Raw genomic sequence first — 24960 nt, forward strand, 5'->3', positions numbered from 1 at the left:
AGCGAGCAGCCCACTGTGCTTCCGCGTTGGCATTCACGTCGGGGACGTCACCAAGGACGGAGATGTCTTCGTGGACGGCGTCAACATTGCGGCCCGATTGCAGGAAATTGCTGAGCCGGGTGGCATTCTGGTGTCCCGCCCTGTCCGTGACTACGCTCGGGATCATTTCCGATTTGAGGAGGTCGGAGAACGAAGGCTCAAGAACATCCCGCGCCCAATTCGCACGTTCAGTGCCGCCGGAGAGCAAATGCTGCGCCTGCGTCCCCGGCGGGCGCTGGGCTGGCGCAACCGTGCTATTCCCCTCGCGGCGGCCGTGATGGCCATCGTCGCAGTCGGGCTGATCGCCCTTTTTCTGAGCCGTCAATTCTCGTCTGCACCGGATCACCAGGGCCGTCCGACAATTGCTGTGTTGCCTTTCGCCAACCGCTCCGGTGATCCATCGCAGGAATAGTTCAGCGATGGATTGACAGAGAATGTCCTAACGGCACTGACCCGCTTCCCGCACTTGTTCGTCATCTTGCGCAACTCGACCTTATCCTACAAGGGCAGGCCAATTGACTTGGCCGAGGTCGGTCGCACCCTCGGCGTGCGCTACGCCCTGGAGGGAAGCGTGGAGAAGACAGGGGATCAGATCCGCATCGCGGCCCAACTCAGCGACATATACGGCGGCACCCAAGTCCTGGGCCGACCGGTATGATCGGCCTTTGCAGGACATCTTCGCAGTTCGGGACGAGATTGCCGACAGGATTGCTGCCCGCCTCGGAGCCAGCATTCAAAAGGCCGAGGTAGCGGCAAGCCTGGGAAAGCCGACCAGTGACCTTACAGCCTATGACTACTACCTGCGCGGTCGCAGCCTCCGCGAGACAAACCGACGGGAGCGCTCGCTTGAGGCCAGCGCCCTGTTCGAGAAGGCCATCGAGCTCGCCCCCCTGTTCGCGCCGGCCATCGCGGAGCTGGCCTATGCCGACTACCGCGAGGTTGCCCTGCGTTGGGATCCGCCTCATCGGGAGAAGGTGCTGGCGCGGGGGCTGGCTTATGCCAAACGAGCACTGGCTACCGATCCTGCCCTCCCTTTGGCTCACATGGTGACGGGCGATCTGCTGTTGCGCCGCCTCACCCATGACGAGGCTATCCGCTGGGCAAGGCGAGCCGTTGAGCTCAATCCCAGTGAAGCTGAGTACCATGCGGGCTTGGCCAACATCCTCACCTTCGCGGGTCAGGCCGATGAGGCTGTCTCCCTCATGCAGCGGGCATTCGTGCTCGATCCGCTCCACCCGCCCAACTACGATATGTACCTGGCCCGCGCGCTCCTGCTGAAGCAACGGTTCGACGAGGCCCTGCCACACCTGCGGGACTGTGCTCGCCGGGCACCGGACTACTGGTCCTGCCACCTGTTCGCAGCCGTGGCTTACGCGCATCTCGGCCAGAAGGCCGCGGCGCTTTCGTCGGTCGAGGAGCTGCGCAGGCACTCCACGATCCGTTCCCTCGACGAGTTCCTTGGCACCGGCGAATACATATCCAGAGCACATCGTGAGTTAATCAGAGAAGGTCTTGCCAAGGCCGGCCCGCCACTGACATGAGACCAACAGTAGCGCAGCATGTCTGAGCCGCACGGTCGAGCTTGCAGATGCTCCAGGTTCACGCAACTGAGAGTGTCCCGCGATCAGTTCTGTCTGCGGATCGCTCGCATCCGGTTCAGTGTTCGACCGGAGCAAGCAATGTATGACTGCCGTGAGCCAGACTTTCCAAGTGCGATGACCCAACGAATGTCGGCTTTCAAGCGCCAAAGCGGAACAAGCACAGACGCCTCAGGCGTGCCATGTTGAGATCTCCCGAGCGTGAGGCTGTCGCGTGCTATATTCATCAACGGCTTACGGCTAAGCTTTCGGGTGTGTCCGTTTATGGAGCTGGATAAGGTGTCTTTAGAGCGCATTTGGAAGCATGGCATCCCAGTGCAGGCGGTGAGCTAGTACAGCTCTAGCCTAGCCAGCCTCCATGCGATGTACGTCATGAAGAACAAATACTTCGGAGAGCTTGTGCTGCTTCAATTGACATTTCCCGAAAATCTGGCGGCTAGACTTGTTTCAGAACCAGTCTGAATAGCTGAGGCCTCAGGTGCCTCCTCAGAAGCCTGAGGCCTCAGGTGTGCTGCCGTCCCGTATCAGGTGCGGTTGATGGAGACACCACCGTCGGCAAGAAGGGCGGTCCCTGTCGTGAAGCTTGATGCATCAGATGCAAGGTAGAGTGCCGACTGAGCAATCTCCTCAGGACGAGCCCGGCGCTTTAGGGCGTGGAGGCCTTCCACAAAGGCTTTGGCCTCGGGGGTACTGACCCACGCTTCAGCCATAGGAGTATCCGTCCCTCCTGGAAGGAGCGCATTGACGCGGATGCCCTTCGGCCCGAACTCGGCTGCCAGTGATTGGGTCAGCCCAATCAGGCCAGCTTTGCTGGCGGCGTAAGCGGCCACACCTGGCATGCCGACAGTATGACCAACGAAGGTCGAGGTGAAGATCAGTGAACCTGCCCCACGGTCGAGCATTGCTGGGATCTGATACTTGGCTCCCAGAAAAGCGGCGGTGAGGTTCACCGCGAGCGCCTCGTTCCACCCTTCAAGCGATATGCCCGGTGTTGGTCCCATTTCGCCATTCGCGCCGGCATTGTTGAAGGCAATATCAAGTCCACCGAAGGCGTCGAGTGCCTTCTCGACGAGTGCCCGGGCGAGCGCCTCATCCCGCACATCTCCGGCGACGGCAATGGCCCGCCCGCCACCTTCTTTGATATCCGCAACTAATGCGTTCAGTTCATCGGCGCGCCTGGCTGTAACAACAATGTTTGCCCCCTCCCGTGCGAACAGCCGCGCAGTGGCGTAGCCGATCCCAGAGCTTGCTCCCGTCACGATGGCGGTTTTGTTCATTAGTGCTGTCATGGATAGATCCCTTTTCTGTGAGCTCGACGCTCAAGAGGGAGATCCCAAACTATGACCTGTGATGCGACCCGTTTCCTACGCCCGTTTCCTGTGATGGGAACGGGTGGCCGGCTGTCGCTAGATCGATCTTCGCGGAGCGGGACGATATGGAATGCAGTGCCACGCAATGGTCCGATCAGGGTCAAAGTGTAATGTAGAGCGGATCCAATGAAGGTCTGCTCAGCGTGCAAGCGCGGAAACTAGGGTAAGGTCAGCCCCGTGCCTATATGAGGCGTTCCCGATTCAGCGACGAAGCGGCGGCTAGTGCAAATGTTGGCGATGAATCACCCATCGCGAGCTCGAATACATCTAAAGCCCGCCTCGAAACGCAAGGCGGGCTTTCTCAGTGTTGGATGTGCAATGTTTGTTCCCAGATTACACGCCTACTTTGATTGGTACTCACGCAGAACTGGCGTCAGGAACACCTTCCAGACACAGCCACCGGTGCTTCCTTTCGGGCCAGTGGAGAACTTGTGGTGCAGGAAACTGCTCATCCTCCAGACAGCCCGCCGACACGGAAAGCGCGTTCTTCAGGGCTTCTGCCCGCATGAACACGACTGATCCGCACGTGGGACAGAAATGTTGCTCAAGCCATTTTCCGGATGAGCCGCTTCGCCGCCAGGATCGCGTTTCTCCCTTCTGGCTGAGGATGGCTGCATCTGGATAGATCGCCCGGTATGAGAACGCCGATCCGGTGCAGCGCTGGCACTCAAGGCAACTGCATGCGTAGACGCGCCGGGGCTCGCCCGCGAGGACGAGTTCGACGCTCCGGCAGGAGCAGGCCGCCACTCGTGTCTGTGCTGCGTCATACATTGGCGATCTCCGCGGGCGGAGCGACGGTGTGGCCCTTCCGGAACAACGGGGCCAGCGCGGCAAGATCGCTCTCCGGGCCTCCTTGGGAGAGCCCCTGACGGAAGAACCTGTTCATGGCCTCGGGGAGAGACGCGTCAAGACCCTGCTCCTCACACGCTTCGAGCAGATGTTGAAAGGCACTGTAGTGGGCGCCCAGCGACGCCAGGGTGGTCTCGTCACCGGAAAAGCGCTGCGCTCTGGTCCGGTCGATCAGATCGTAAAGCGCTGCATCGACGACCGGCTTGAAAGCGGTAAGTTGGTGCCGGAATATCTCAAGATTGAGGTTCTCCGCCTCAATGACAGCCATGCCTTGAAGGGCGCCGAAGAGCCCACCCCACATCTGGGTCAGCAGAGCGGTATCGAGCGCGGAGGCCTGGCCAGGAACATCCCCAACATAGGTCGTGCCGCCACCAAGAGCGGATAGCAGGCCCCTGTTCGCCTCGAACACCATGCGTGGCCCTGAATAGAGTAATGCCGCCTCGGGCCTGCCGATAAAGTCGGGTGTCGCCATGATCGCCCCATCCAAGTAGGAGGCCCCATGTGCTTCCACCCAGGCGGCCTCCTCCCTCGCCAATCGCGGCGAACCCGAGGTGAGCTGCACGACCGTCTTGCCAGGCAAAACTGAGGTGACGCTATCGTGCTTCAACAATGTCGCGCTGGCAGCATAGTCCAGGACATTGATGATGACGACGTCAGCCGCCTGGATTCCATCTGCTACAGAGGGGGCTGTCTGCGCGCCCTGCGACGCCAGCGGCTCACACTTGGCCTGGGTGCGGTTCCACACCCATGTCTCATAGCCGTGGCTCAGAAAAGTCCGAGCAATAGACGAGCCCATCCGGCCCGCGCCAAGAACGCAGACTACCGTTTTCATGGCAATTTCTCCGATTGTTGAAGATCGCTTCGACAGAAACAGTTTCGGTTTGGCCGGCCGCATTTGAAGATATATGTTCCCGGATTGATTGGAAGTACGCACCTTCAGGTAAGCTACCCTAGGCTTAGACAGGAGCTATCGCATGCGGAGCAAGGAGCCAGATAATTGCGGTTTTGCGGCCGCTCTCCAGGCGGTCGGCGGCAAGTGGAAAATCTCACTGCTGTGGGAATTGCATCTGCGGCCGCACCGGTTCGCGGAGTTGCGCCGGCTCTTGCCTGGCGTGAGCGAGAAGGTGCTCACCCAACAGTTGCGCCAGATGGAGGCGGATGGCTTGATCACCCGTCGTGACTTCGGTGAAGTGCCCCCGCGAGTGGAATATTCTATTACGCCGTTGGGCCTGAGCCTGAACGAAGCGGTAACCGCGATGTCGAAATGGGGGAAGCAGCACGAGGCCTGGAAATCGCACCGGAGCGCGGCTGCCTGAGGAACAAGAAGGGTGGGATTGAGTGCCCCCGCGTCAATGAAGGTCAGCTTCGGGTCGTGAGCGTGTGGAAACTCCCGTTCGCTCGACCTTCCGCACCGACAATGCACACCTGATGCGCGAAGCCCTCGTTGCCGGACTGAGAATCGGGCTCATGAACAAGAAGGTGTTTGACCCCCTGCTAACGGAACAGCGGCTCGAATGGCACTTTCGAGGGTCCGAACCTCCCGCTCGACAACCTCAGGGGCAATGCCTCGCCAAATCATAGTCTCCGCCGCACCTGCAACTGGTGTGCGAGATGTTTTTCGGCCGTCTTTGCGGGAGCCTTCGCCATGCGCCCGGCATGTTTCACGATAAATCGGCGGTCTCGAGATCACCGCCATGTCACTAACTGGACGTGACATCAGCAACAACAAAGGATGCTCAGAGGCAATGAGATCAAACAATATCAATGGGTTGCGACAAGCATCGACGTCTAACGACAAGCAGTGACATCCAATCACCGGACTCTGACTCCGTCAGTCTTGGTTCGAATTCAGGTCCCCCACCCCCTTCTTCAAGGCTTAGCCGCACCTTCTGACAAATTGCTCGAAGCAGTTCGACCCAGATTTTCCGCTGCTTAGACAACCGTGCTCGCGCTTGATCGTCCTGCACCCTGCCCTTGTGCACGTCTCCCTACTTCCGGGTCGCTTTCGGCGGCGTCGGGCAGATGTCGCCGCAGCACTCGATGCCGGGCAGCAGGTAGCGCAGGCAGCACAGCTTGCGGCGCCTGATCGCCTGCCCGTCCTGAGGCACGTATCGGATCAGGCCGAACATGGGATTGGCGCGGTCGCTCGCATCCGACCTGCTCTGCAGCAAAGCCCTGCCCTCATCGAGCGCATCCGGATGGGCGCTCACATCCGCGGCGGCCTGCTGCAGCGTCCACTCGAAGATGTCGGCGGCGTTGTTCCATAGCATGCGGCGCGAGACGCCGAACTGGTTCGACAGATGGCGGACCAGCGGCTCCACATGGCCCGAGAACAGGCGCGCGAACGTCCTGCTCCCACCCGGTGGCTGCGAAGTGCCGTCATGGGGCAGGATGATCGCCGCCGTCTGTCCCCCCTCATGCAGCGCGATGCCGACCTGATCGAGTTCCACCGGCAGATCGCGGTTGAGAATGACGACAGCCGCCGTCGTCGGGATGATGAGAGCCCCGAAGTGCCACTGCGCCCACATGGACACGAGCGCACGCCGGTCGCCGCCAGGATACACTTCGGCGAACCGCTCCATGAGGCCTTCGATCACGCCCGCATCGAGCAGATCGCGGCACGGGATGGCTCCCGTGTGCTCGCCGGGAAGGGCGAGACCGTCCTTGAAGTGAACGAAGGTGCCGGTGAAGCATGGCGCGAGCGAAGGGATCATGGCCGTGAGGCAGCCCGGTGCCGAACGGGATCGTCATCGGAGCGGCCGCGCTCTCCCGAACGGCGGCTCAAATAGGCTCCGGCAGGCACAGCCAGCAGGGCGAGGAAACTGGCCAGTCCGAAGAACGTCACGTAGCCGAAATGCTGGGCGATCCAGCCGGCGCCGACACCGCCCACCATGCTGACGGCGGCATCCATGCATTGCAGCAGCGTGAAGTCGATCCCAGCCTGGCGTGGATCGGACAACGCCATGAAGTGGGCGTAGAGCGCAACGTATCCCAGGGCCATGACGGCGGAGGAACTGGCAAGCGCGAGCCCGAGCAGAAGCGCCTGCGGAACCTCGCTCCACCATGCGGCCGCCGCAAGGCCGTACAAGGCGCCGGCTTGCAGCACCAGGGCGACGACCAGGACGGCGCGTGCCCCCCATATGCGCACCAATGCGCCTCCGAGGAGCGCGCAGACAAAGCCGACCAGCAGGCCTCCCAAGCCGTTGAGGACGCCGAGGGCGCTCAGATCGAGGCCCTTGTCGATCAGGAAGGGGCCGACCATGCCGAGCGACCATTTCTGGGTCAGCGTGTAGACGGCGGCGAGCACGAGGCCCTTGCGCATCCCGCTGCGCCTGAGCGCAGCGCGCAAGGACGGCTGGTACGTGCGCGGCGCGACCGGCACGGATGCCCGCGACAGCACGAAGGGCAGGCCCAGAAGCACGATCAGCACGGCCATGGCGAGGCTTGCCTGCATCCAGTCGAGGCGGTCGACCAGGATGAGGAACAAGCCCGCGCCGATCGCCGCGCCGATATAGGCTCCGCCGACCTGAGCGGCATTGCCCCAGCCATGATAACGCTCATGCAGGCTTTCGACCGCGTGCCCGTCGCAGGCGATGTCCACGGTGGCGGCCGCGAAGGCGATGACCATGAGGGCCGCCATGAGCGGCACCAGCTTCGTGGGCCCGATTGCCCCCACGAGGACGAGGCAGGCGGCGCAGACCAGGCCGCCGATCAGCACCACCGAGCGCGAGCGGCTCGGGCCGGTCGGCGGCAGCCGGTAGCGCTCGATCGCCGGAGCCCAGAGGAACTTCAGCACCCACGGCAGAACGGCCAGATAGGTCAGGCCGATCCGATCGAGCGGCATGCCCTGGTCGCGCAGCACGCTCGGCAGGGCGCTGAAGGTGATCCCCGAGATGACGCTCTGTCCCACATAGAGCCCGCCGATGCCCAGGACGACGGCGGCGGGCGTGCTGAAGCGATACATGGCGGACAGCCCTCTCACCAGCGGTACCGCAGGCTCGCGATGACCTTGCGGCCTTCGTCGAAGTAGCAGTAGTTGGACGTGCAGACCTGACCGTCCTCGTCGAGCAGGTTGGTGGCATTCACCTGGAGCCGCACGCCCTTGAGGCTCGGATTGATGTTTTCCAGGTCATAGCGGATCGCCGCATCGAGATAGGTGCGCGGATCGTTCTCGATGACGGCGCGGTTGAGATTGTCGCCGAAGCTGGAGCCGACATAGCGAACACCGCCGGCGATGCCGAGACCTCTCGCGGGCCCCTCCTGGATCGTATAATCGAGCCAGAGCGAAGCCATGTGGTTGGGCACGCTCGTCAGCTGATTGCCTTCCGTCTCCGGAGTCAGCTCCAGAATGCGGGCATCGGTGTAGGAGTAGGACGCCAGAACGTTGAGTCCCTCCGCCAGGGACGCGACACCTTCGATCTCGAAGCCCCGCGAACGCAGATCGAGCTGGATCTGCCGGTTCAAGCCGTCGACGACCTGGTAGATCACCGCATCGTCCTGGCGCAGATCGAAGACGGCGGCCCGCAGCGATGCGTTGACGTTCGGCAGATCGTACTTCACGCCGAGTTCGATCTGCTCGCCGGTCGTCGGCTCGGCGACCCCGCCGTTGAGGACCGTCCCGGGATTCGGCGTGAAGGACGTGCCGTAGCTGACATAAGGCGCAAGGCCGAACTCGGTCACGTAGCTCAGCGCCGCGCGCCCCGTGAACTTGCTGTCGTCACGGTCGAACTCCGCTCCATTGCTTTCGTACTCACTCGTCAGCCAGTCATGGCGGCCGCCCAGGGTCAGGCGCCAGTTCTGCCACTTGAGTTGGTCTTGGACATAGATCCCGGTCAGCGTCTGCGTCTGCTCGTCGCGTTGGTAGACGAAGTCGGGATCCGTTCCGATGGGAACCACGCCGAACGCCAATCTGTTTCGGTAGCTCAAGCGGCTGACGTCGAGGCCGGTCAGAATCGTGTGATCGACAGCGCCCGTTCTCACGCGGCTTTCGAGATGCGTATCGGAAACGATCCCCCAGTTGTTCTCGCGGACCAGGCCAGAGCCGGCGCCGAGGGAGTAATATTCCTGGTTGGTGCCGAGGGCCGAGAAGCGCATGCGCTGGCGCAGGGTGAACATGTCGCTGAAGCGGTGCTCGAACTCATAGCCGATCCGCCCCTGCTTCTGACGGTAGTCGTTGTAGCGCGCGTCGCCTTCATAGACCCTGGTGGCGCCGATCACCCGACCCGTCGAAACGCCGTTCTCATCCAATTCGTAGTTGTTGACATAGGCGGCACTGCCGCCGGTCGTCGAGTCCATGTACTCGCCGAGAATCGTCAAGGTCGTTGCATCCGTCGGCTTCCAGGTGAAGGCCGGGGCGATGAAAACCCGGTCGTCAGGGACGGCATCGAGCTGAGTGCCGGCCTCGCGCACGAGGCCCGTCAGCCGGTAGAACAGGGTGTTGTCGGAATTGACGGGGCCGGACAGGTCGAAATTGCCTTGCAGGCGGCCGTAGGAGCCCGTCTGAACCTCCACCTCGTGGAAGGGAATGAAGGTCGGACGCTTCGAGATCAGGTCGACGATGCCGCCGGTGCTGCTTGCACCGTAGATCGAAGCCGCCGGCCCTCTCAGGATGGAGATGCCTTCCAGGCCATAGGGTTCGAGCCGGAACAAGCCGTTCGGAGAGTTGACCTGACGCAGCCCGTCGCGGAACACACCCGTATAGGTGACATCGATGCCACGGATCCAGAAGGCATCATAACGCGGATCGAAGCCGTAACCGCCAACCCGTGATCCCGGCGTGTAGGCAACCGCATCGAGCAAGGTCTGCGGCTTGCGGTCCTCGATCTGCTGCTGCGTCACGATCGAGACCGATTGCGGCGTCTCGAGAAGAGGCGTGTCGGTTTTGGTCGCGCTCCGCCCCGAGGTAGCCACATAGCCGCTTGCGCCAAGGACACCGCCTGCTTCGTTCTGGTCTGCCTCGACGGTGACCTCGTCGAGCCGGATCGGCGTGGACACCGCCGATTGCGCGAGCGCTTCGTTCGAGATCAGGACAAGAGCGGTTGATGCCAAAAGGGCATAACTGAGTTTCATGACGCACCCCAGAATACATTGGATGAATGCGCCTAACAAAATAAGTAAATCAAGGTCAAATATTTTAGTTTTTAATTGTTTTAATCCAAAAACTACGTTCATTGTAAGCATTCTAAAGAAGAGATACGCTCCCTGACGTTCTTTGAGCTTGAATGAGCGCCAGCTTCTTTATAGGAAGGGCGTGAATATGATGAGAGCGAGAGACCAGCCCCAAGGCGCCGCCTTTCGCGTCTCCACGCTCGAGAGCCGGAGAACGGCTCTCCTCTCCCTTCCACCACTCAAACCAAGTCCCGAACTGCGGGTTGGACAACGACGATGACGCAAACCGTGAACGATCTGATCCGTCAGGATCTCGCCGAGCAGCCGGACGGCATTCTCGAATCCATCGCAGAAGCCCGCCAGGTTCCGATGCAGGTGGTGCTCGAATGCCTGACCCCCGAGGCGGCCCTGCGTGTCCCGGGCGAACATTTCGAGGAGATTTGGAACGACCTGACCACGTGGGGCGAGGTCATCTTCATTGTGCATAACCGGAACGGCTTCTTCGAGTGCGACGGCGACATCGTGCCCGGCGAGTTCGGGCATGGCTATTTCAACGTTCACGGCGATAGCCCGATCGGCGGTCACTTCAAGATCGAACGCTGCCGCGCGATCTACTTCGTCGACAGGCCCTATTTCGAAACACGCTCCTGCGCGATCCGCTTCGTGGACGAGGACGGCGACGTCATGTTCACGATCTCGGTCGGGTACAACAGGGATCATACCCCAAAGGCGGATCAGGTGGCCCGGTTCGAGACACTCCGCGGCCGGTACTAGAGCATTTTTCGGCGAAGCGGCTCCGGTTCGCGGTCAAAAATGCCGGATACCAAAGAAGAGAGCTGATTCCATGCCAGTGGAGCCAGTTCTAGGCTCATCGCCCAGGCGCAACCGCCCGACCGCCCTCTGTCGGTTTGCCTTCAGACCGCCGGCGTCGGAGCGATCATACCGGCTACGCGCGGCGAGCCCCCTTTGCGGCGTGACGAAGCATAAGGTTGCTGCTAAGAGAGCCCGCAACGGCCAAGCTCGCCCGAGGCGCAGGATGGCCCTCTTCCTGACGGTGTACGCATTCGCACGGGTTCGCCATGCTGAGACTTGCAGCTTCCTCGGTTCTGATCCTGGCCATGATCGGCACGGCTTTGGCCGAGAGCCGGCACTGCTATCCCCCAATCGGCAACATTTCGTTCCAGTATGAGGGGCAGTGCCCGAATTCAGAGCTCAAGTGGGTGATTTTCGAGAACGACCTGGGAGCCTTCGGACGGAACTGCAAAGACGAGCCCTGGAGCTACAGCCGCGCGCGGCAGGCCTACTACAACCACAAGAGCCAAGAGATGCTCCCCATGACGGATTGCTGGTTCCACCGGTAAGCCGCGAATCCTTCAATCGGCGGCGCAGAACTCTCCGCCCGGGCTCGGCCGAAAGCCCGCCGGGCAGCCGGATCTGGTTCTAACCCATTCCTTCCGCGGCTCCAGAACGCAATAGGCGCGGTCGGCCGTGCTGACATACCCGGCCGGGCAGATGCCCCTGTTGCGAACGGAATCGGGAATGTCGATCAAGCAAAACGAGCCGCTCGGGCGCGTTTGAGGCGGGCACCCGCCGCCCCCGCCCCAAGGCTGGGCCTGGGCCGGAACCATTGAATAGGCGATCATCGCCGCGATTGTCAGGAAAAGACGCATTCTGCCGCCCCGCCGCTCTTGTTTCGAGAGGTTGGCCCTCTTTACCATAGCTTGGCCGCATGTGAATGCCCTTACGTCAGATGTCCTGGGCGCGGCTCCTTTACCCGAAGACCAGCATGACCGTGATCAGCGCCCCCAGCGCCAGCACACCTGCCGCGAAGCCCAAGACGGTCAGGATGTTCGTGCGGTTTTCCGGATCCATGGCGGGTCCCTTGCCTCCGATCGCCTGCCGTCACAACGCGTCCGGCCAGGGAAATGTCCCGGCGAGAGCAAACGCGTTCGGTTCTCCTCGCAAGACGGACGCTTTCCATTGGAGGCCGCACCTGAAACGCTCCGGCGGACATGGGGGACAATGCCGCCAAGATCCAAGCTCCAGGCCAGAACCTTCTCTCCAGCCATGAGTTGACGCCTCAGAAAAGGAGACCCGCATGCGATTTCGAATAATCCTGCCCCTGGTTGCCATGCTCGCGCTGACGGCCTGCGGCGAGGACGGCCCCGACAAGACCGGCAGCACCGACCAGAACAATCCGGCCTCCACGGCCCCGGCCAATCCCCCTCCGGGCGGCGCCCCTGCCCAACCGACACAATAGGCAGTCCGCTTCCCCGATCATCGGGTGCGGAGGCCTCCAGATCTTCCGCATCCCGCCCCTTGCTCAAGATTGATCTATGTTAATGCGCCTCCCGCACAATCGGGTTGACTCGGCGCATGTCGGATTCAGGAGCGGATCCTGCGGTGGAACAGGCTCCTGTCATTGTTTTGCCGCAGGCATCATCCTTGATCCAACACCGCACGGAACCCGATCAGGCCGCATCCCGGTCTCGCCTGTCACGGCCGTGCTCTTTGCGTCTTGAATGATGGCGGAGGCGCTGATGGAGAACAGCTTTCATATCGGCCAGCTTATACGCATCACCCGCCCGGCCTCGGGCTATGCGGACCACCGGATCTACTGCATCGTCCGCATGATCGCACAGGATCGAGGCCCTCAGCTCTACAGGGTCAAGAACACGGTCGGCGGCGAGCGGGTGGTCAGCGCAGCCGAGATCGAGCCCGCGGCTCTCACGGCGGTGCCCTAGGGTCTGAATCGGGGGTCCGCCCGCTGCCCCGGAAACGCGCGCGATCATATTAGCCCATGGTAGTGGTGCGGTACCCTTGCCGATACCCGGGGGCCACGACAGAATACCTCCCATAACGCTCCTCAGGAGCTGCCGGCGACAGACCGGGAATTAAAGCGTGGCCCAAGAAGCTGCGCAGCAGAGGAAACGAAGACCGACCCGCAGGCCGTCCGGCCTGCGGCGTCCAGGGAGGAGACGTCGGTGACGGCGGCTGCGGATTCGCGCGAAGATACGTTCCCCAAACTGCTGGCACGGAATGCACGCATTCGTCCCCAGCGAACCGCATTCCGCCACAAGGACCTCGGCATCTGGCAATCCTGGACCTGGGCGGAGGTCTACGACACCGTCCGGGCCTATGCCGCCGGCCTTCAGGCGCTCGGCCTCCGGCGGGGCGGCAAGATCGCCGTCATCGGGTACAACCGTCCTCACCTCTATTGGACCATCGCCGCTGCCCAATGGCTCGGAGCGATCCCGATCCCGGTCTATGCGGATTCCGTGGCCGAGGAGATGGCCTATGTGCTTGCCCACGCGGAAGTGACCCATGCGGCGGTGCAGGACCAGGAGCAGGTGGACAAGCTCCTCTCCGTGTCAGAGCAATTGCCGGTCCTGGAACACGTGCTCTACGACGAGGAGAAGGGGCTGCGCGACTACGACCACAGCCGCCTGCACGCCATCGCTTCGGTCGTCGAGGAGGGGCGCGCGCGCCTGGCGGATGCCACCGAGGCCGCGGCGATCGATCGGGAGCTGCAGGACGGCAAGGGCTCGGACCTTGCCATCATTCTCTACACCTCCGGCACGACCGGCCGCCCCAAGGGCGTGATGCTCACCTCCGACGCGGTGATCGCGGCGGCCCGCATGGGCTGCGAATTCGACCATCTCACCGAGACGGACGAGATCCTGGCCTATCTGCCGGTCGCCTGGGTGGGCGACCACATCTTCTCCTATGCGCAGGCATTCCTTGCGGGCCTGTGCGTGAACTGCCCCGAGAGTCCCGAGACGGTGGCCGAGGACCGGCGGGAGGTCGGCGCGACCTACATCTTCGCGCCGCCACGCGTCTTCGAGAGCATCCTCACGCTCACCATGGTGCGCATCGAGGATGCGAGCGCGCTCAAGCGCCGCATGTTCCACTACTTCATCAAGCACGCCAACAGGGTCGGCGAGAAGATCCTGAACGGCGAGCCCGGCGTCGGTGCGTGGGACCGCCTCCTCTGGCGGCTCGGCAACGTGCTCGTCTATGCCCCTTTGCGCAATCGTTTCGGCATGACGCGGGTGAAGGTGGGCTACACGGCGGGCGAAGCCATTGGGCCCGAGATCTTCCGGTTCTACCGCTCCATCGGCGTGAACCTGAAGCAGCTCTACGGGCAGACGGAAGCCAGCGTCTACATCACCATGCAGCCCGACGGCGAGATCCGCGCCGACACGGTCGGCCGCCCTGCCCCGGGCGTGGAGATCCGCATCGCCGACAACGGCGAGGTGCTCTACCGCTCCCCGGGCGTGTTCATGGGCTATTACAAGGACGAGGAGAAGACCGCCGAGACAAAGACGGACGACGGCTTCGTGCATTCGGGCGACGCCGGTTTCTTCGACGCCAGCGGGCATCTCAAGATCATCGACCGCGCCAAGGATGTGGGCAAGTTGCGCGACGGGTCGCTCTTCCCGCCGAAATACGTCGAGAACAAGCTGAAGTTCTACCCCAACATCAAGGAAGCGGTCTGCTTCGGCGACGGGCGGGATTACGTCTCGGCCTTCGTCAACATCGACCTCGTGGCGGTGAGCAACTGGGCCGAGCGCAACGGCGTCACCTACGCCTCCTACCAGGAGCTGGCGGGCCATCCCCGCGTCTATGAAATGGTCGAGAAGCACGTGGACGAGGTGAACCGCTCGCTCGCCGGAGAGCCGCGCATGGGCGGCGCCCAGATCAGGCGCTTCCTCATCCTGCACAAGGAGCTCGACGCGGACGACGGCGAGCTGACCCGCACCCAGAAGGTGCGCCGCGGGTTCATCGCCGAGCGCTACGCGCCGCTGATCCAGGCGCTCTACGACGGCTCGCCCGAGGCCGACATCTCCACCGAAGTCACCTTCGAGGACGGGCGCAAGGGCGTGATCTCCGCCCGCGTGAAGATCAGGGACATGGAGCTATACCCGGTGCAGCAGACAGCCACTTTGCCGGAGGCCGCGGAATGAGAGCCCCCGACCATCCGGTTCTGAGCAAAGGGGATGTGCTGCTGGCCGTGGAGAACGTGTCGCTCGGCTTCGGCGGGGTGAAGGCCCTGACTGACGTGTCCTTCGACATCCGCAAGAGCGAGATCCGCGCGATCATCGGCCCGAACGGCGCTGGCAAAACCTCGATGCTCAACTGCATCAACGGCTTCTATTATCCCACGCAAGGCCGCATCACCTTCAAGGGCGTGAAGCGACCGAAGATGCGCCCCTACGAGGCGGCGCGCGGCGGCATCGCCCGCACCTTCCAGAACGTCGCGCTGTTCAAGAGCATGTCGACCCTCGACAACATCATGGCGGGACGATCCATCAAGATGCGGTCGAATTTCTTCTGGCAGCTCTTCCGCCATGGCCCGGCCATGAAGGAGGAGGTCGAGCATCGCCGCTTCGTGGAGGAGATCATCGACTTCCTCGAAATCCAGCACATCCGCAGAACGCCCGTGGGGCGCCTTCCCTACGGCCTGCAGAAGCGGGTGGAACTCGGCCGCGCGCTGGCGATGGAGCCGGACCTGCTGCTGCTCGACGAACCGATGGCCGGCATGAACCTCGAGGAGAAGGAGGACATGTCGCGCTTCATCCTGGAGGTGAACCAGCAATACGGTACGACCATCGCGCTGATCGAGCACGACATGGGCGTGGTGATGGACCTCTCGGACCGCGTCGTGGTGCTGGAATACGGCCGCAAGATCGCGGACGGCACGCCGGACGAGGTGAAGCGGGACCAGCGCGTGATCGATGCCTATCTCGGCGTGGCGCATTGAGGGGCAGCCGATGGACATTCTCTACAAAGTTTTCATCGAACCCTTCGTGTTCATGGGCGAGGCGCCGGACCTCCTGATCCAGACGCTCTGGGAAGGCCTGGTCTCGGGCGTGCTCTATGCGCTGATCGCGCTGGGCTTCGTGCTGATCTTCAAGGCCTCGGGCGTGTTCAACTTCGCGCAGGGCATCATGGTGGTGTTCGCGGCCCTGATCCTGGTCGGCCTGTACGAGAAGGGCGTTCCGGCCTTCCTGGCGCTGATCCTCGCGGCGCTCGCCATGCTGGTTCTCGCCGTGGTGGTGGAGCGGGTGGTGCTGAGGCCTCTCGTGAACCAACCCGACATCATCCTCTTCATGGCAACCTTCGGCCTCACCTATCTGCTCATCGGCTTCGGCGAGCTGATCTTCGGCGGCAGCCCGCGGGAAATGATCACGGACGCGCTCCTCCTGCCGCAGGGCACGACGGAGATCAACGCGCTCGGCGGCTCCATCCGGATCCAGCATCTCGACATCGCCGCCGCCGTCATCGCGTCCCTGATGATTGGGCTGCTCGCGGTGTTCTTCTCGAAGACCCGCATCGGCCGCGCGCTGCGCGCGGTGGCGGACAGCCACAAGGCGGCGCTGTCGGTCGGCATCTCGCTCAACCAGATCTGGGTGATCGTGTGGTTCGCGGCGGGACTCGTGGCCCTTGTGGCCGGGATCATGTGGGGCGCGCGCTCGGGCGTGTCGTTCTCGTTGCAGATCATCGCTCTCAAGGCCCTGCCCGTGCTCATTCTGGGCGGTTTCACGTCGATTCCCGGGGCGATCATCGGCGGGCTCATCATCGGCGTCGGCGAGAAGCTCGGCGAGTTCTACTGGGGGCCGCTCGTGGGCGGCGGCATCGAGACGTGGCTCGCCTACGTCATCGCCCTCCTGTTCCTGCTCTACCGGCCGCAGGGGCTGTTCGGCGAAAAGATCATCGAGCGGATTTGAGGGAGAGCGCCTGTGTTCTACCGCGAGGCGGGTCAATTCAAGACGAATTATGTGAGCGACTCCGCGATCTTCCCGCTGCGCCAGGACAGGATCGGCCTGGGGCTCATCATCGTGGCGGCCTTTGCCCTCGCGTTCCTGGGCAACGACTTCCTGCTCCAGGCGGTGATGATCCCGTTCCTCGTGTTCTCGCTCGCCTCCATCGGCCTCAATATCCTCACGGGCTATACGGGCCTTCTGTCGCTCGGCACCGGCGCCTTCATGGGCGTGGGAGCCTATGCCTGCTACAAGCTGATGACTGCGTTTCCCGGCGTGAACGTCATCGTCTGGATCTTCGTCTCCGGCTTCTTCTCCGCAGCCGTCGGCGCCCTGTTCGGCCTGCCGTCCTTGCGCATCAAGGGCTTCTATCTCGCGGTCGCGACGCTGGCCGCCCAGTTCTTCCTGCAATGGTGCTTCATCCGCATTCCGTGGCTCGTGAACTACAATGTCTCGGGTGCGCTCGATGCGCCGTTGCGCACCCTGTTCGGCGTTCCGATCATGGGCCCGAACGCCACGCCCCAGACGCGCTACCTGCTGGTCCTGTCCATCGTGATCCTGCTCACCTGGCTCGCGTCCAACCTCGTGCACGGCCGCATCGGCCGGATGTGGATCGCCATCCGCGACATGGATCTCGCGGCCGAGCTCATGGGAATCCGCCCGCTCCAGACCAAGCTCCTCGCCTTCGCGGTCTCGTCCTATTACTGCGGTGTCGCGGGGGCGCTTCTCGTCTTCCTCTGGTACGGGGGCGCGGAATACGACGTGTTCAACATCAACCAGTCCTTCTTCATCCTCTTCATGGTGATCATCGGAGGCCTGGGCAGCCTCATCGGCTCGTTCTTCGGCGCGGCGCTCATCTTCATCATGCCGATCGTGCTCGGGCTGACGCTGCCTGCGCTTCTGTCGCCTTTCGGCATCTCTGTGGGGGCGGACACGATCGAGCACCTGCGCTTCATGATCGTCGGGGCGCTCATCATCTTTTTCCTGATCGTCGAACCGCACGGCCTCGCGCGGCTCTGGCAGATCGGCAAACAGAAGCTCCTGGTCTGGCCGTTCCCCTATTGAGGGCCGGGCAAAAGGAGACGGGAACTCTAAAAATCCGGCGCAGCCGGACCAACAACGGGAGGAAACGAGAATGTCGTTTCGCAAATTGAGCCTGGGACTGGCCGCCGCGACGATGCTCGCCGGCATGGCCCTGCCTGCCTTCGCGCAGGACTCGATCTACGTACCCCTTTTCACCTATCGGACCGGCCCCTTCGCCGGGTCCGGCACCCCCATCGCCGACGGCATGCACGATTACCTGCGCATGCTCAACGAGCGCGACGGGGGCATCGGTGGCGTGAAGCTCGTGCTCGAGGAATGCGAGACCGGCTACGACACCAAGAAGGGCGTTGAATGCTACGAGGCCGTGAAGGGCAAGAACCCGGTCATCGTCAATCCGTGGTCGACCGGCATCACCCTGCCGCTCATCCCCCGCGCCTCCGTCGACAAGATCCCGATCCTGTCCATGGCCTATGGCCTCTCGGCCTCCGCCCGCGGCGACATCTTCCCGTGGGTCTTCAACCCGCCAGCCACCTACTGGGACGGTCTGTCGATGATCGTCAGATATATCGGCGAGAAGGAAGGCGGACTGGACAAGCTGAAAGGCAAGAAGATCGGCTTCCTGCATCTCGATGCCAGCTTCGGCAAGGAGCCGATCCCGCTGCTGCAGGAGCTCTCGAAGGAGCTCGGCTTCGAGGTGGCGCTCTATCCGGTGGCCGCGCAGGACATGCAGAACCAGTCCTCGCAATGGCTCAGCGCCCGCCGCGACCGGCCCGACTACATGATCATGTGGGGCTGGGGCTCGATGAACGGCGCGGCCGTGAAGGAAGCCGTGCGCTCGGGCTATCCGATCGACAAGTTCTACTCGGTCTGGTGGCCGGGCGAGGACGACGCCCGCGCCGGCGGCGCAGGCGCCAAGGGCTTCAAGATGCTGAACTGGCACGCGGTTGGAGCGAATTTCCCCGCCATCCAGGACATCCAGAAGCACGTGGTCGACAAGGGCCTTTCGAAGGCTCCCAAGGACAAGGTGGGCGAGCTCCTCTACAATCGCGGCATCTACAATTCGCTGCTGATCGCGGAAGGAATCGCCCAGGCCCAGAAGCTGACGGGCAAGAAGGCCGTGACCGGCGAGGACGTTCGCCGCGGCATGGAGAACATCAAGCTCGATCCGGCTCGCCTGAAGGAGCTCGGGCTCGAGGGCTTCACCGATCAGCTCGTGCTTTCCTGCTCGGATCACAACGGCCATCGCGCCGCCTTCATGCAGGAATGGGACGGCGCGAAATGGGTGAAGATCTCCAATCCCATCGAGCCGATGACGGACCGCGTGAAAGGCCAGCTCGACGCCGCTGCGAAGGACTATGCCGAGAAGAACGCCGGCTGGCCCAAGCGCACGGAGGCCTGCGACAAGGCGAGCTGATCGCAGGCACCTGAACCCCTCCTCCCCTTGTGGGGAGGAGTTGGAGGTGGAGGTGCGGGCGCCACACCTGCACAGACTATCGCTCGCACCCCCACCCTGCCCCTTCCCTCACGGGGGAAGGAAAGAGAGATCCGCCCATGGCCAGCGCCGTTCAGATGAATCCGCAGGAATCCGAGACCGTCCTGGCGGTCAACAACATCGAGGTCGTCTACGACCATGTGATCCTAGTGCTCAAGGGCGTGTCGCTCACCGTGCCGAAGGGCGGGATCGTCGCCTTGCTCGGCGCCAACGGCGCAGGCAAGACCACAACCTTGAAGGCCATCTCCAACCTGCTGCATGCGGAACGCGGCGAGGTGACCAAAGGCAGCATCGAGTTCCAAGGCAAGCGCGTCGACAGGCTCTCTCCCAACGAGCTGGTGCGGCGCGGCTGCATCCAGGTTCTGGAGGGCCGCCACTGCTTCGGTCATCTGACGATCGAGGAGAATCTTCTGACCGGCGCATTCACCCGCAGGGATGGAAACGCCGCCATCCGACGCGACCTGGAAGCGATCTACGAGTACTTCCCGCGCCTGAAGCAGCGGCGCGGCTCCCTGGCGGGCTACACCTCCGGCGGCGAGCAGCAGATGTGCGCCATCGGCCGGGCGATGATGTCGCGCCCTTCCATGATCCTGCTCGACGAGCCTTCCATGGGTCTCGCGCCGCAGATCGTGGAAGAGATCTTCGAGATCGTGCGCGTTCTCAACGCCTCCGAGGGCGTCTCCTTCCTGCTCGCGGAGCAGAACACCAACATGGCGCTGAAATACGCGACCTACGGCTACATCCTGGAAACCGGCCGCGTGGTCATGGACGGCCCCGCCCTGGCGCTGCGCGAGAACGAGGACGTGAAGGAATTCTACCTCGGCGTCTCGGAGGGGGACCGCAAGTCGTTCCGCGCGGTGAAGAGCTACAAACGGCGGAAACGGTGGCTGGCCTAGTCCATGGACCGGAACAAGTGTACAGGGACGAACGGCATCTTGACGTTGCAACGTAACCTTTCTAGCACCATGGAAGCGGAGTCTGTACGCCGACTCACGCACAATGCCTGAACAGAGGGGCTTACGATGAACTTCGAGACCTTGAAAATGAATGTAGAGCAGGCGACCCGAACCAGCCTCGGCAAGTTTGCCGATTTCTCCGGCCGCTCGTCGCGCCCGGAATACTGGTATTTCATGCTCCCGGTGATCGTCATCCTGATCGTGGCGAATCTAATCGATTCGATCCTGCTCGATGGAATGCCGATCCTCGGCACGATCCTGGGTCTTGCTGCGTTGGTACCGACCCTTTCCGCCGGTGTGCGCCGCCTGCATGATACCGACCGGTCGGGCTGGTGGCTGCTTCTCGCCCTGGTTCCCATCGTCGGCGGTCTCGCGCTCCTCTATCTTTACTGCCAGCCCGGCAGCCCAGGCGAGAACCGGTTCGGGCCGGAGCCGTCGTCCGCCTCGTTCGGAGCCCTGGCGCAAGCGTAAACAGCTTGTCACGACTTGGCGTCTCATCGACGCTTGTTCTCATACCGTCAGCCCGGCATCCTGGGCTCGACGGTATGGCCCCGGCGATTATGGGGACGCGGAGGATACGCCTTGGCAGATAACTACGACGAACTCGAAACCCGTGATCCGGCCTTGCGCGAAGCAGCTCTCTTCGACCGGCTGCCGGACATCCTGAGAAGCGCCCTCGCGGCACCCGCCTACGCGGAGCGGCTCAGGGGCATCGATATCGAGCGCGTCCGGGACCGCAAGGCCCTCGCCGAAATCCCCGTCCTTCGGAAGGCGGAACTCCCTGCCCTGCAGAAGGCTGGCCTGCCCTTCGGAGGGCTCGTCAAAGATGCGCCGGGGGCCTTCGCACGCCTCTTCACATCGCCTGGCCCGATCTTCGAGCCGGAATCTGCCGTGCCCGATCCCTGGCGTGCGGCGCGCGGCCTTTTCGCGGCGGGCTTCCGCCGCGGCGACATTGTCCTGAACACTTTCAGCTATCATCTGACGCCAGGCGGCTTCATCATGGATTCCGGCGCACGGGCGCTCGGATGCGCGGTCATTCCCGCCGGCCCCGGCAATACCGAGCAGCAGCTCGAATTGATCGAGGCCTATCGTCCGAACGCCTATTGCGGCACGCCGGACTTCCTCAAGATCCTGATCGACAGCGCGACGGCGAACGGGCGTGACGTGTCCTGCCTCAAGCGCGCTCTCGTTTCGGGCGCCGCCTTTCCCAGATCGCTTCAGGAGACATTCGCCGGGCTCGGCATCGAGGCCTACCAGGCCTATGCCACAGCCGATCTCGGCTTCATTGCCTACGAGACCTCCGCCCGGGATGGCCTCGTGGTCAACGAGAACATCATCGTGGAGATCGTCCGCCCGGGCACGGGCGATCCGGTTCCGGAGGGCGACGTCGGCGAGATCGTCGTCACCACCCTCGACCCGCACCATCCCTTCATCCGCTTGGCGCTCGGGGATCTGACCGCCATCCTGCCGGGATCAAGCCCCTGCGGGCGCACCAACCTGCGGATCAAGGGGTGGATGGGCCGGGCCGACCAGGCCGCCAAGGTCAAGGGCATGTTCGTGCGCCCCGAGCAGGTGGCCGAGATCGGCCGCCGCCATCCGGAGCTTGGGTGCTTGCGCTTGGTCGTCGACCGGGAGCACGAAACCGATGTGATGACCCTGATGGCCGAGTGCGGGCGGGGTTCCGACGATCTGGCGGCGGCCTTGGCGGACACCCTGCTTTCCGTCACTAAGCTGAGGGGCAGGGTCACGCTGGTTCCGCCCGGCACCCTCCCCAACGATGGCAAGGTCATTGCGGACGAGCGCAGCTACGGCTGAAAAAGAAAAAGCACCCGGCAGGGGTGCTCTAAGGTGTCCGGCCGTAGGGGCAAAAGGGACCGGAAGACCCTATTAACACCCACCAGCCGACTTGGTTCCAAAGTTTTTCGAAAAATTTTGTTTTTGATCCTGCGCCTCATTGAGGTCACGTTCTCCGCCCATTGGCTCAGCTTCCCGTGGGGGCAAACACGGGCCAAGGCCGCGACCAGGACCCGAAAACGGGCCGGTCGCGGCCGATCCTCCGGACCCAAGACGAAGGCCCAGGATTTCTCCCGGGCCCTTGTTGTTCTTGAGGGTGGTTGCCTTAATACGTGCCGAACTTGAAATTCAGCTTGGCGCGCGCAACGAAGAAGTCGTTCTCATCGTTGCCGACATCCGGTGCGAAGACATTGGTCGTGACGCCGCCGCTGGTGAAGGTTCCGACGAAGCCGTCATCGTCATCGTCGTCCTCGTCGAAGCTGAGCCACAGGCCTTCGATGCCGAAGGTCACCGCCGAGGAGCCGAACCAGTTCACCGGCAACGCCCACTCGACACCACCGCCCAGCGCCCAGCCGGTGTTGTCATCCGTGTAGGCAAGACCGCCGGTGCCGTAGATCAGGACGCGGTCGAAGGCCACACCGACCCGAGCACGCACCGTGCCGAACCAGTCGGACAGGTTGTTGTCGAACTCGCCCGGGATGAAGGTGCCCGGCGCCCCGATCGGCACGAAGGTCACTTCCTCCTCCTGATCAGTGTCGGCCCACTGGATGTCCGTCTCGATACCGATCACGAACGAGCCGATCTGGTAGTTGTACCCGATCTGAGCACCACCGACGAAGCCGCCGTCGTCATTGTTGTCGAAGAACAAGGTACCCGGAACCGCGCCGCCGATGACCACGGATTCGCTGTCGTCGCTGCGCCAGCCCCAACCGGCGTTCACACCGGCATAGAAGCCGGTCCACGTGAAGATCGGAGCAGGCGCAATGATCGGAGCCGGAGGCGCTTCGCGGGCCGGAAGGTCCGCCGCAGACGCGGTTGCTGCCGCCAATGCGACACCAGCAACCCCGGCAAGAAGGCTAAACACGCATTTTTTCATAACCGTAACCCCTAGTGTGAGGATCCACGGTTGAAAACTTACGCTTACGGTAGGAGAAATCTATTGCAAGGGAGCAACACCACCTTACAAGCGGACATATACCTAAGAAACAAAAGTAGTACCACCTTTGTGTTACCGTGGATCTTTCAGGTATATATTCTGATCGACAATAAATACATGAGATTGGTTTGACTTTAACTTTTAAACATGCGCTAATAATTGCGTTTTCGGGTAGCAACCGAAGGCGAGGAGACAACTATCCACCCTGCCCGTCGGGCAGGGTTTTTTCTGGGCATCTCCCGAAACCTATAGGTCTCCGAGGGTCAATTGAGCCTTGGGGTCGGATTTGCGGCCCTGGCTCTTTCGAGGGGCGGCTCTCCCGCCCTTGACACGGTCCACTCCTCCCGCGGCTCTCATTCGCGCCTTGGCTTTATCCCTTGCCTGGGCCTCCGGGGAGTTTGGATTGTCGTCAAGCCACTTGCCGCGCTTGATCACCTCGTTCACCCGACCCTGATTGACCCCGAGCTCGAAGGCGATCTCCTGCTGAGTCATCTCCGTGGTCGCGTGAAGCTCGAGGATGCGCCGTGCAAGTTCAGGCGTCATCTTGCGACCCGCAATACGCCGCGCCGGGGCCACCGTGCGCTTGTCACGCTCCCTCTCACGCAGCTTCTGCAGGATGGCGAGAGCCATATGCATGCCCTGTTCGCGAAGAGCGTCCTCGAATTCCTTGAGTGTCGTCACCTTGGCCTGCTCCCGGCATCTGGTGGTTCGGGTCTTGGAATCTCAACTAAAGCAACGGTCAAGCTGGCGCTTGGTTTCAGGCGCGAAGCTTCTCAATCGTCGTCGCTGCTGCAGGGCCAGGTTTTCGGGACCGCCAGACCGGGAGGCAGCTTGGTCTGCGCATCGCCGCAGGCGATGTCGACCTGCGCCTGGGTCAAGCCCTTGACGGTCGTCAGATCCGCTCCGGCCAGTTGCGTCAGGTACAGATAGCTCCCGGCCATCGTCGCATCCTGAAGCATTGCCCCTTGCAGTTGGGCCCGGGACAGATTGGAGTGGCTGAAATCGACACCGGACAGCTTGGCGTGCTGGAAGATGACTCGCGCCAGCTCAGCCTTCGTCATGGTGGCGCCTTCCAGATCGGCACCGCTGAAATCCGATCTGTTCAGTTCGGCCTTTTGGAAATTGGCTCTGGAAGCCTGGGCTTGGGCGAAGTTCGAACGGTTCATGTCGGCCGAAGAGAAGTTGGCCTCGGCCAAGACGGCCCCGGCGAAGTTCGCCCGCCATCCAAGCGCCTTGGTGAAATCGGCGCTCGAAAGATCGGCTTTCTCGAAGCGGGTCCGGCTGATCTCGGTTTCGCTCAGATTCGCCTTCATCATCTTCGAACCGCCGAAATCGCTCAGCGTCAGAAGCGACCTCTGGAAGTTGGTGCCTGAAAGATCCTCTCCATTCAGCATGAGGCGTGCCTTGGAGCACCCCGCCCAATCGACCTTCGGCCCCGGTGCATCCTGACACTTGGCCTCAGCCGCACTGCCGCAAGCGGCGAAAATTGCGGCGACGAGCAGCAAGCCTCTTCCCGTGCGGGACGGTTGCGCACTCATTCTCATGGGATCACGCCTCATGAACTCCTCTTCGGCTCCATGTTCAGACCTTCCGGTAAAAGTAGGTCTCAAGACCTTTCAGAGGAGCCCCGCGCTAGGAATTTTCAGCCCTCGACGGACTCGACAATGCCGGTCTATAGCCTAGCTTCAGTCAAAGTACGGGAGACTTGCTGCATGCGTCGGAAAACGATCTTATCCATTGTTGCATTCGCGAGCCTCACCCTCGGTGGCTGCTCGACATCGCCCGCCCCC

At 62.5% G+C, this 24960-nt stretch carries 26 protein-coding genes; 16 read left to right on the forward strand and 10 right to left on the reverse strand.

Annotated features, from left to right (window positions below):
• Nucleotides 1–13 precede the first annotated feature (13 nt).
• The 3 genes from E4K09_RS05515 to E4K09_RS05520 are packed head-to-tail and all read left to right on the forward strand — an operon-like array spanning nucleotide 14 to nucleotide 1580.
• Complete coding sequence (locus E4K09_RS05515; RefSeq protein WP_134495751.1) at nucleotides 14–451, forward strand: adenylate/guanylate cyclase domain-containing protein; 438 nt, start codon at nucleotides 14–16, stop codon at nucleotides 449–451.
• 12 nt (nucleotides 452–463) lie between these two features.
• Nucleotides 464–697, forward strand: a complete 234-nt coding sequence (locus E4K09_RS28865) for a hypothetical protein (protein WP_166802170.1) — start codon at nucleotides 464–466, stop codon at nucleotides 695–697.
• Between the two features lie 7 nt (nucleotides 698–704).
• Nucleotides 705–1580, forward strand: a complete 876-nt coding sequence (locus E4K09_RS05520; protein ID WP_166802171.1) for a tetratricopeptide repeat protein — start codon at nucleotides 705–707, stop codon at nucleotides 1578–1580.
• Nucleotides 1581–2161: 581 nt separating this feature from the next.
• On the opposite strand, the gene E4K09_RS05525 is transcribed toward E4K09_RS05520, so the two are convergent.
• From E4K09_RS05525 to E4K09_RS05535, 3 genes are all read right to left on the reverse strand, one after another.
• Nucleotides 2162–2926 (reverse strand): SDR family oxidoreductase, encoded by a 765-nt coding sequence (locus E4K09_RS05525; RefSeq protein ID WP_134495753.1) that lies wholly within the window; start codon nucleotides 2924–2926, stop codon nucleotides 2162–2164.
• 438 nt (nucleotides 2927–3364) lie between these two features.
• The gene (locus E4K09_RS05530) at nucleotides 3365–3778 is read right to left on the reverse strand and encodes a GFA family protein (protein WP_134495754.1); all 414 of its coding nucleotides are present in this window, start codon (nucleotides 3776–3778) and stop codon (nucleotides 3365–3367) included.
• On the reverse strand, nucleotides 3771–4751 hold the full coding sequence (locus E4K09_RS05535; RefSeq protein WP_134495755.1) for an NAD(P)-dependent oxidoreductase: 981 nt from the start codon (nucleotides 4749–4751) through the stop codon (nucleotides 3771–3773). Before E4K09_RS05535 ends, E4K09_RS05530 begins: the two co-directional genes overlap by 8 nt.
• A gap of 79 nt (nucleotides 4752–4830) precedes the next feature.
• On the opposite strand from E4K09_RS05535, the gene E4K09_RS05540 reads away from it, so the two are divergent.
• Nucleotides 4831–5172 carry a winged helix-turn-helix transcriptional regulator gene (locus E4K09_RS05540; protein ID WP_134495756.1) on the forward strand — a complete coding sequence of 114 codons (342 nt, stop codon included), beginning with the start codon at nucleotides 4831–4833 and terminating at the stop codon, nucleotides 5170–5172.
• A 672-nt stretch (nucleotides 5173–5844) separates the two neighbouring features.
• On the opposite strand, the gene fhuF is transcribed toward E4K09_RS05540, so the two are convergent.
• From fhuF to E4K09_RS05555, 3 genes are read right to left on the reverse strand one after another with little or no spacing between them, the layout of a single operon-like run.
• Nucleotides 5845–6570, reverse strand: a complete 726-nt coding sequence (gene fhuF / locus E4K09_RS05545; protein ID WP_134495757.1) for a siderophore-iron reductase FhuF — start codon at nucleotides 6568–6570, stop codon at nucleotides 5845–5847.
• Nucleotides 6567–7820, reverse strand: coding sequence for an MFS transporter (locus tag E4K09_RS05550; protein WP_134495758.1), 1254 nt, complete (start codon nucleotides 7818–7820; stop codon nucleotides 6567–6569). Before E4K09_RS05550 ends, fhuF begins: the two co-directional genes overlap by 4 nt.
• A gap of 14 nt (nucleotides 7821–7834) precedes the next feature.
• Complete coding sequence (locus tag E4K09_RS05555) at nucleotides 7835–9925, reverse strand: TonB-dependent siderophore receptor (protein WP_134495759.1); 2091 nt, start codon at nucleotides 9923–9925, stop codon at nucleotides 7835–7837.
• Nucleotides 9926–10240: 315 nt separating this feature from the next.
• Between E4K09_RS05555 and hutX the strand changes: the two genes are divergently transcribed.
• Complete coding sequence (gene hutX, locus E4K09_RS05560; RefSeq protein WP_134495760.1) at nucleotides 10241–10738, forward strand: heme utilization cystosolic carrier protein HutX; 498 nt, start codon at nucleotides 10241–10243, stop codon at nucleotides 10736–10738.
• Nucleotides 10739–11043: 305 nt separating this feature from the next.
• Nucleotides 11044–11325, forward strand: a complete 282-nt coding sequence (locus E4K09_RS05565; protein WP_134495761.1) for a hypothetical protein — start codon at nucleotides 11044–11046, stop codon at nucleotides 11323–11325.
• Nucleotides 11326–11337: 12 nt separating this feature from the next.
• Here the strand turns inward: E4K09_RS05565 and E4K09_RS05570 are convergent, their stop codons facing one another.
• Entirely contained in the window at nucleotides 11338–11634 is a 297-nt protein-coding gene (locus tag E4K09_RS05570; protein WP_134495762.1) for a hypothetical protein, read from the reverse strand.
• A gap of 428 nt (nucleotides 11635–12062) precedes the next feature.
• On the opposite strand from E4K09_RS05570, the gene E4K09_RS28870 reads away from it, so the two are divergent.
• From E4K09_RS28870 to E4K09_RS05615, 10 genes are all read left to right on the forward strand, one after another.
• Nucleotides 12063–12224: a hypothetical protein gene (locus E4K09_RS28870; RefSeq protein WP_166802172.1), complete on the forward strand. Its 162-nt coding sequence runs from the start codon at nucleotides 12063–12065 to the stop codon at nucleotides 12222–12224.
• 280 nt (nucleotides 12225–12504) lie between these two features.
• On the forward strand, nucleotides 12505–12708 hold the full coding sequence (locus tag E4K09_RS05575) for a hypothetical protein (protein ID WP_134495763.1): 204 nt from the start codon (nucleotides 12505–12507) through the stop codon (nucleotides 12706–12708).
• A gap of 240 nt (nucleotides 12709–12948) precedes the next feature.
• Complete coding sequence (locus E4K09_RS05580) at nucleotides 12949–14931, forward strand: AMP-dependent synthetase/ligase (protein WP_193557254.1); 1983 nt, start codon at nucleotides 12949–12951, stop codon at nucleotides 14929–14931.
• On the forward strand, nucleotides 14928–15728 hold the full coding sequence (locus E4K09_RS05585) for an ABC transporter ATP-binding protein (RefSeq protein WP_134495764.1): 801 nt from the start codon (nucleotides 14928–14930) through the stop codon (nucleotides 15726–15728). Before E4K09_RS05580 ends, E4K09_RS05585 begins: the two co-directional genes overlap by 4 nt.
• 10 nt (nucleotides 15729–15738) lie before the next feature.
• The gene (locus tag E4K09_RS05590) at nucleotides 15739–16695 is read left to right on the forward strand and encodes a branched-chain amino acid ABC transporter permease (protein ID WP_193557255.1); all 957 of its coding nucleotides are present in this window, start codon (nucleotides 15739–15741) and stop codon (nucleotides 16693–16695) included.
• A gap of 12 nt (nucleotides 16696–16707) precedes the next feature.
• Nucleotides 16708–17793: a branched-chain amino acid ABC transporter permease gene (locus E4K09_RS05595; RefSeq protein ID WP_134495765.1), complete on the forward strand. Its 1086-nt coding sequence runs from the start codon at nucleotides 16708–16710 to the stop codon at nucleotides 17791–17793.
• A gap of 70 nt (nucleotides 17794–17863) precedes the next feature.
• Nucleotides 17864–19186, forward strand: a complete 1323-nt coding sequence (locus E4K09_RS05600) for an ABC transporter substrate-binding protein (RefSeq protein ID WP_134495766.1) — start codon at nucleotides 17864–17866, stop codon at nucleotides 19184–19186.
• Between the two features lie 137 nt (nucleotides 19187–19323).
• The gene (locus E4K09_RS05605; RefSeq protein ID WP_134495767.1) at nucleotides 19324–20160 is read left to right on the forward strand and encodes an ABC transporter ATP-binding protein; all 837 of its coding nucleotides are present in this window, start codon (nucleotides 19324–19326) and stop codon (nucleotides 20158–20160) included.
• A 126-nt stretch (nucleotides 20161–20286) separates the two neighbouring features.
• Nucleotides 20287–20691 (forward strand): DUF805 domain-containing protein, encoded by a 405-nt coding sequence (locus tag E4K09_RS05610; protein WP_204985689.1) that lies wholly within the window; start codon nucleotides 20287–20289, stop codon nucleotides 20689–20691.
• 111 nt (nucleotides 20692–20802) lie between these two features.
• Nucleotides 20803–22035 carry a phenylacetate--CoA ligase family protein gene (locus E4K09_RS05615; protein WP_134495768.1) on the forward strand — a complete coding sequence of 411 codons (1233 nt, stop codon included), beginning with the start codon at nucleotides 20803–20805 and terminating at the stop codon, nucleotides 22033–22035.
• 304 nt (nucleotides 22036–22339) lie between these two features.
• On the opposite strand, the gene E4K09_RS05620 is transcribed toward E4K09_RS05615, so the two are convergent.
• From E4K09_RS05620 to E4K09_RS05630, 3 genes are all read right to left on the reverse strand, one after another.
• A complete protein-coding gene (locus E4K09_RS05620) occupies nucleotides 22340–23098 on the reverse strand; it encodes an outer membrane protein (protein ID WP_342211334.1) in 759 nt (252 codons plus the stop codon).
• 318 nt (nucleotides 23099–23416) lie between these two features.
• Nucleotides 23417–23851, reverse strand: a complete 435-nt coding sequence (locus E4K09_RS05625; protein WP_134495770.1) for a sigma factor-like helix-turn-helix DNA-binding protein — start codon at nucleotides 23849–23851, stop codon at nucleotides 23417–23419.
• Between the two features lie 92 nt (nucleotides 23852–23943).
• Entirely contained in the window at nucleotides 23944–24675 is a 732-nt protein-coding gene (locus E4K09_RS05630; RefSeq protein ID WP_166802173.1) for a pentapeptide repeat-containing protein, read from the reverse strand.
• Nucleotides 24676–24960: the final 285 nt, after the last annotated feature.

Source organism: Microvirga pakistanensis, assembly GCF_004458765.1.
GTDB lineage: Bacteria > Pseudomonadota > Alphaproteobacteria > Rhizobiales > Beijerinckiaceae > Microvirga > Microvirga pakistanensis.